The sequence below is a fragment of the Streptomyces sp. adm13(2018) genome, from assembly GCF_008042145.1.
Lineage (GTDB): Bacteria > Actinomycetota > Actinomycetes > Streptomycetales > Streptomycetaceae > Streptomyces.
Map to the genome: position 1 here is coordinate 3,876 of NZ_RDBH01000138.1, position 6,575 is coordinate 10,450.

A 6,575-nucleotide genomic window follows, 5' to 3' on the forward strand; every position below is an offset into this window, starting at 1 on the left:
GGGTACGCCCCGCCGATGGGAACCCTGGACTATCTGCCGCCCGAGCGCTGGCGGGCGCCCCTCGGCGAACTCGGCGTCCGGATCAGGCCGACCGCGGACATCTGGGCCCTGGGCATCGTCGTCCACGAGGTGTTCTCGTCGGGCGGTTCGCCGTTCTCCGGCGCCACGCCGGTGGCGCGGGGCGCCGCGGTCCAGGAGTACGGCGAGGGGCGGGCGCCGCTGCGGATGGACCACGCGGTGCCCCCGTTCTGGCGGGAGCTGGCCGCCGACTGTCTCGCCCCGACCCACGAGGCGCGGGCGCCGCACACCGCCGAGAGCCTGCTCGCCCGCATCGCCGGCCGACAGGAGACGCCCGGCGGCGGGCGTCAGCGGGTCCGGGCCCGCGCCGCCGTCCTGGCGACCGCGATGTGCGGGGTCGCCGCGGCGACCCTGTGCTCGGACGCGGTGCGGCCGGTCGGGTCCGTGCCGCCCGGCGTCGTGAGCGCGACGGCCGGCACGGTCCGGGTGTTCAACGCGGAGCGGGGCTGCCGCGAGCGGGTCGACCGGCACCCCGGGTGCAGTCTGGGGCTGGCGATCGATCCCGTACGGCCGTACACGGCGGACAACGTCGTGCCGACCAGGGTGTGGCACGGCGACGTGCTCGCCGCCGACTGCCAGGTCCCCGACGGGCAGCCCATCGTCGACGAGGAGGCCCGGTGGTCCACCCGCTGGTTCCGCGTCCGACTCCCTTCCGGGTCCGGTCCCCCGGTGGCCTGGCTGCCCGCCGTACGCACCAAGGAGCGGCCGACGCTGCCGGAGTGCCCGCGCCCGACGTCCTGACCCGGAGGTGCGGGGACGCGCGTACTCCCGGGAGAGCTGCTTCCCGGGGGTACGCGAGGGTTCACGCCGTTCGGTGTGGGCTCATAACCCGGAGGCAGGTTCACCTCCTGTCTCCGCTACGAAACACAGGGGCTCGGCATCAGCCGGTTCCCTGTCGCCCACTACCGGCCGTGAACGGGGCATGAGCACGGGAACGGCGCGCCGCCCAGGCCGGCGACGCTCACCACCGCCGCTCGGCGGAGGTCAGGAGCCGGGGGAAGGACGGCGGGGGGAGGGGAGCGCGCTCAGGAGCTCCCACAGCGGCGTGGAGCCGGCGGCCCATCGGGCAAGGAGGTGGCGGTCGACCAGATGCAGACGCTGGGAGCGTGCGAAGTCGACGGCCTTCGTCGTGAAGCGGCCGTTGGTGACCAGGACGACGACGTCACCGTGGTGCACAGGGCGGCCGGTGCCGTTGAGGACGTGCAGGTCCGGCGTTCCGACCGCGGAGCCGGCCAGCCCCGCAGCGCGGTGCTTACATTGGATCACCCATCGGCGACCGAAGGGGTCGGTTGCCTTCACGTCGGCGCCGTTGTCGCCGGCTCCGCCGACCTGGATCGCCTCGGGGCAACCGTCACGGCGCATCAGGTCGCGCACGGCTTCCTCGAACTGCCGATGGTGCAGGACGTCGATCTGCGGCAGTTCGTAGCGCAGGCCCCGCTCGCGCACCCGGTCCCAGCGGGCGGTCTCCCGGCGCCGGTGCACCCACACCCCGACGGCCGCCGTCAGGGCCAGCAGCAGGACGACCGGTACCCCGGGGTGCGCCACCAGCCACCGCAGCGCGCCGACGAGCAGGCTCCACACCACGGCGAGCGCCAGGAACAGCACGAGAGCCTGTTCCCAGCCGAAAGTCTGTCCCCGACGGCGAGCGGTCGTACGGCGTCTCGGCGCGGGCCGGCGTCGAGAGGTGGGAGAGGAGCGGCGTCGGCGCGGGGCAGGGGAGCGGCGGGTACCCGGCCGGGGGCGCGGGCTCATGCGCCGGCCTGCGAGACGCCGCTCACCAACTGCTTGATCACGTTGAAGATGCCCTGGCCCAGCGGGGTCGGCGCGATCACGATGCCCAGCACCAGGAGGATGGACGCGGTATTGCGCTCTTCCACCCGGCTTCGGGCCTGGGTCCTGCGGCGTAGCCGCATCACCGCGATGATCGCGAGCAGCACCCCCACGTTGATCGTCATCATGCGAAACCCGCTCTCGCCCGCCCTCGTCTCCTGCACTGGTCCCCGGCCGCCCCGAAACAGCCCGGGACCAGTGCAGCCGATCCTGCGCCGGGATCGCAGCAGGTCGGCGAACGTTGGCGAGAACCCCGGCGGACGCTGTCCGGGAAACGTCCGGACACCCGTTCCCCCAGGTGAACAGGGGGCCCGGGAACGAACCGGTCCGGCCCGCCGCCCGGGCCCGCGGGGCGCACTCGCGCGGGACGGCAGGACATCGAAGCACTGGCCGCCCGCGGCTTCGAACGTGGCCGGGGCGACGGAGGACAACCACCTGCCGGGATGCCGGCGAGCCGGCGGGGTCAGACGGTGAGGGGCTGGTCGGCGACGGATTCCAGGCCTACGGCGTGGGCGCCCTCGGCGAGCAGGACGTCAGCGGGAAGCAGAAGGGCCGAACAGAAGGCACCGACCGCCTCGGGGGTGTTTTCGGTGGCGGCCGGGGCGTCGGCGCCTTCGCCCGTACCGACGACGAGGAGGTGGGCGAGGCCGGCGCGGGCGGCGACGGTACTGCAGGGCACGTCGGCGGCGAGAGCGGTCGCGGCGGCGGCCAGGGCCCGCCCTGGGGGCGGGCTCCTCGCCGGCCGCCGCTCCTTGCAGCAACGCAGGCTCCGTCGCGACGGGGCCTGCGGTCCCGTATGCCCGGCTCAGCAGCTGCGCGCCGTGCGTCAGGCTGGGTTTCTGGGGCAGCCGCCGGGTATGAACCAGAGCCTGGGCGCCGGAGAGTCCTACTGGACACAGACGGCTTCCATGCCGTCGTTCGCCCCACTGGCAGGGCCCGGCGAGGCGGATGTGGCGGTCGTCGGGGGCGGCATCGCCGGAATCAGTACCGCTCGGGAGCTCGCTCGCAGCGGGAAGAGCGTCGCCGTGCTTGAGAGGGAACGGTGGTCCGCGCGGGCGGCAAACCCTGCGCCGTCCACCGCGGCGACCAAGGCACACTGCACGCCGTGTCCGCCGTCTGCACGCACCTGGGGTGCCCGGTCGCCTTCAACAACGCCGAACGCACCACGGAGCCGTCGAGCAGGCCCGCGGCATGGTCGGGGGAAGCCAGGGCAGGTGGGGGGTAACTGACGGTGCGATCCACAGGCGGCGAGATGCGAAGCGTAGGCGTGGAAGAGGAGCTGCTGCTCGTGGACGCGGACAGCGGCGCGCTGCTCGCCGTCTCGGGGGCGGTGCTGGCGGCGGCTGAGCGTTCGGCTTGGCAGCACCTGGGTACGAGCGGTCGGCGGGAGCACGAGTTCGAGAAAGAACTGCACAAAGAGCAACTGGAGTTCGCCACAAAACCGGTCACTGAGATGGGGGAGCTCCAGGAGGAGATCGTCCGCATCCGCCGCGAGGCATCCCGCCACGCGGCGAGCGCCGGCGCCGTGGTGGCGGCGGTCGCTACATCCCCGTTGCCCGTCCAGCCGTCGCTGAACGCCGGACCACGCTACCGGTGGATAGGCGAGCAGTTCGGACTGACCGCGCAGGAGCAGCTGACCTGCGGATGCCACGTTCACGTGTCAGTCGCCTCGGATGAGGAGGGCGTAGCCGTCCTGGACCGCATCAGGCCCTGGCTGGCCATCCTGACGGCGATGAGCGCGAACTCGCCCTTCTGGCAGGGCGAGGACAGCGGGTACGGCAGCTACCGCAGCCGGGTGTGGAACCGGTGGCCGTCCGCCGGTCCGGTGGACATCTTCGGGTCCGCCGACCGCTACCACGAGCAGGTCCGCGCGATGATCGAGACCGGGGTGCTCCGCGACGAGGGCATGATCTACTTCGACGCCCGACTGTCGTCCACCTACCCCACCGTCGAGATCAGGGTCGCGGACGTCTGTCTGGACGCTTCCACGCCGGTCCTGCTGGCCGCCCTCATCCGAGGCCTCGTCGAGACCGAGGCGCGCGCCTGGCAGGACGGACAGCCTCCGGCCAGGATCGGTACGAGTCTGCTGCGCCTGGCCTCCTGGCGGGCCGGACGTTCCGGCCTGGACGGGCCCCTGCTGCATCCCGAAACCATGCGGGAAACGTCCGCGGAGGACGCCGTCGAGGCTTTGTACCAGCACGTGCGCGAGGCGCTGAAAGACCACGGCGACGACGACCGGGTCCGGGAAGGCATCGCGCGCCTGCACGAACGGGGGAACGGCGCCCGCATCCAGCGCGGGCTGCGCGCCGAGTATCCGGAACTCGCGTCCGTCGTCACCCGGTGTGCGGAGCTGACCCTCCGGTCGTGAGTCGCAGCGGCGGACGGTGGGGCTTTCGGACGCGGTCCCGGCCGATGCGAGGGGCAGCGTGGGTCCCGATCAGCGGGTCGAGGAGCGGGCGCCGGATCGGCTTTCGGATCTGCCGAAGCGGTCGTGGATGGCGGTGCTGCGCGGCGCGCTGAAGGAGTTCAAGGACGACGAACTGGCCGACCGGGCCGCTGCCTTGACCTACCACGGGGTGTTGGCCCTCTTCCCGGCCCTGCTGGTGCTGGTGTCGCTGCTGGGAATGGCCGGTGAGTCCGCGACGCAGCAGGTGCTGGACAATCTGGAGAAGCTGGCCCCGGGCTCCGCGCGTGACGTGATCAGCAACGCGGTGCAACAGCTTCAGGGCAACAGCGGTGTGGGCTCCATCGTGGCCCTCGTCGGCCTGGCGGTCGCGATCCGGTCCGCTTCGGGGTACGTAGCTGCCTTCATCCGTAGCTCGAACGCCGTCTATGACATGCCCGAGGGCCGTCCGGTGTGGAAGGTGCTGCCGCTGCGGCTGGCGCTGACGATCACCCGGGACACTCGGAAGTTCAGTGATGAAGACCGTCGCCGCATGGAGTGTTCGCCGTGTGGCGCGGCGGCGATCGGGCAGGCGGCTCGGCATGAAACTCCTGGCGTCCCTGCACAGCGGTGATCATCGTCTGACGCAACGGATGGCCGCGTGGGACTCCGCCTGGGCCCGCCAGCTGCTGCCGCCGGTCGAGGAAGCGGCCGAACACACGAAGCTCTGGTGGGCGGCCGCCGTGATCATGGCGATGGGTGGGGGCTGGCGGGGCCGCAAGGCCGCGGCAGCCGGGGTCACCTCCATGGCGGTGGCCGAGCTGCTGTCCAACGGGGTCGCGAAGCAGCTCGTGGAGCGGCGCCGGCCGCCGAAGGAGTGGATCCCGCACGACGACGTCGAGGACCGGCCCGCCAGCTCCTCCTTCCCCTCCGGCCACACCGCGGCCGCCGTCGCGTTCACCGCCGCCGTCGCGCCGATCTGGCCGTGGACCGGTGCCGTGTGCGCTGTACCGGCGGCGATGGTGGCGATCGAGCGGGTCCACAGCGGCGCGCACTACCCCTCCGACGTCGTCGCCGGCGTCGCTGTCGGCCTGTCCGTGGCCGCTCTCCTCCGGGCGACGCCCCGCTTGCTCACCCGCGCCTGGACATGACCCCGCTCTCAGGCGGGCGACCAGCTGCTCGGGGGCAGGCGCGCCATGGCGGCTCGTTCCGAGGCCCGGCACCAGCCCGGCGAGGGCCATCACTTCGTTCTGTTCGCAGCGAACGGACAGGTCTAGGCGGCCGGCGAGCACTACGAGACTCATGGGTCAGGTAGAGAGCCCGTGTTCGTCACCGAGTCGCGTCCGCGGCGCCTCACCGCAGTCGAGAGACGAGCCGCCCCGCCGGGCCCGGGCATCCGGGGCGTACGAGTCGCCGGGCGGGGCACACGAAACTCATGCACGGACAACACGCGCGCTCACAACCACGGTGGTTGGCCCGCCTGCGCCGCCGACTCCTCGCGAACCGGGCAATCGACTTCCTCTCCGCACACATCCCCGACCACTCCGGGCGAGGTGAGGAATGCCTGCTCCTCGTCCACGTACGCCAAGTCGTCGGCCAGATCCACTACCGGATCTGCACCGGCTGCGCCCGAGGCGTCATCACCACCATCACCATCGATGAACGTTTCCTCAGCACAGGGCTGGGCACCCGCGCGCTTTCGCACCTGCGCTTCCGCCACCCGGGCCTCGCCTGGCGCAGCACGCTGAGCCTGCGTCCTACCCATGATCTCCTGCGCCGGAAGCGCATTCCCCCGCTCACTGCTGACACGCCCTGTCCGCACGCGCCGGCGCTGTCCGACCCCATGCTCGTCAGCGCGTGACAGCGCCGCTGGTTCCCGCCCGGAGATGTCGAATCCTCAAGGAGTGAGAAGGTGAAAGGCTTCCGCAGTTTCATCCTGCGTGGCAACGTGGTCGACTTGGCCGTCGGTATCGTGATCGGGGCGGCGTTCACCGCCGTGGTGAACGGCTTCGTGGGTGCCTTCCTGACACCCCTCGTGGGGCTGGCCACCGGCGCGACCGGCGACATGAGCCGCAAAACCTTCACCGTGGGCGCCATCGACTTCCCCTACGGCGCCTTCATCAACGCGGCAATCAGTTTCGTCCTTCTGGCCAGCGCCCTCTACTTTCTGGTCGTGCTGCCCATCAACAAGCTGCACGAGCGTCTCGCCCCGCACCAGGATGTCCAGGCCCCCAAGCGGGACTGTCCCGAATGCCTCAGCCCCGTCCCCGCCCAGGCCCGACGC

General features: G+C 71.9%; 9 protein-coding genes and 2 pseudogenes. 8 read left to right on the top strand and 3 right to left on the bottom strand.

Features of this window, described 5'->3' with window-relative positions; genetic code table 11:
* A partial coding sequence (locus EAO70_RS27140) for a protein kinase (protein WP_148005544.1) occupies positions 1-819 on the top strand: 819 nt, incomplete at its 5' end.
* 243 nt (positions 820-1,062) lie between these two features.
* Here EAO70_RS27140 and EAO70_RS27145 read toward each other — a convergent pair.
* The 3 genes from EAO70_RS27145 to EAO70_RS27155 form a co-directional block, all read right to left on the bottom strand.
* The gene (locus tag EAO70_RS27145; RefSeq protein ID WP_315986249.1) at positions 1,063-1,683 is read right to left on the bottom strand and encodes a restriction endonuclease; all 621 of its coding nucleotides are present in this window, start codon (positions 1,681-1,683) and stop codon (positions 1,063-1,065) included.
* Between the two features lie 143 nt (positions 1,684-1,826).
* Positions 1,827-2,036, bottom strand: a complete 210-nt coding sequence (locus EAO70_RS27150; RefSeq protein ID WP_148005537.1) for a hypothetical protein — start codon at positions 2,034-2,036, stop codon at positions 1,827-1,829.
* A gap of 335 nt (positions 2,037-2,371) precedes the next feature.
* On the bottom strand, positions 2,372-2,587 hold the full coding sequence (locus EAO70_RS27155; protein ID WP_148005538.1) for a hypothetical protein: 216 nt from the start codon (positions 2,585-2,587) through the stop codon (positions 2,372-2,374).
* 229 nt (positions 2,588-2,816) lie between these two features.
* Here EAO70_RS27155 and EAO70_RS39585 point away from each other — a divergent pair.
* From EAO70_RS39585 to mscL, 7 genes and pseudogenes are all read left to right on the top strand, one after another.
* Positions 2,817-2,915 (top strand): annotated as a pseudogene (locus tag EAO70_RS39585) (hypothetical protein); the annotation flags it as partial.
* 35 nt (positions 2,916-2,950) lie between these two features.
* Positions 2,951-3,133 (top strand): Rieske 2Fe-2S domain-containing protein, encoded by a 183-nt coding sequence (locus EAO70_RS39590; RefSeq protein ID WP_315986250.1) that lies wholly within the window; start codon positions 2,951-2,953, stop codon positions 3,131-3,133.
* Positions 3,134-3,160: 27 nt separating this feature from the next.
* The gene (locus EAO70_RS27165; RefSeq protein ID WP_148005540.1) at positions 3,161-4,276 is read left to right on the top strand and encodes a glutamate--cysteine ligase; all 1,116 of its coding nucleotides are present in this window, start codon (positions 3,161-3,163) and stop codon (positions 4,274-4,276) included.
* Positions 4,277-4,292: 16 nt separating this feature from the next.
* A pseudogene (locus EAO70_RS27170) lies at positions 4,293-4,802 on the top strand (YihY/virulence factor BrkB family protein); the annotation flags it as partial.
* A 91-nt stretch (positions 4,803-4,893) separates the two neighbouring features.
* The gene (locus EAO70_RS27175) at positions 4,894-5,442 is read left to right on the top strand and encodes a phosphatase PAP2 family protein (RefSeq protein WP_148005541.1); all 549 of its coding nucleotides are present in this window, start codon (positions 4,894-4,896) and stop codon (positions 5,440-5,442) included.
* Between the two features lie 320 nt (positions 5,443-5,762).
* Positions 5,763-6,152: a hypothetical protein gene (locus EAO70_RS27180; RefSeq protein ID WP_187284061.1), complete on the top strand. Its 390-nt coding sequence runs from the start codon at positions 5,763-5,765 to the stop codon at positions 6,150-6,152.
* Between the two features lie 51 nt (positions 6,153-6,203).
* The coding region (gene mscL, locus EAO70_RS27185; protein ID WP_148005542.1) for a large conductance mechanosensitive channel protein MscL at positions 6,204-6,575 on the top strand (372 nt) is incomplete at its 3' end.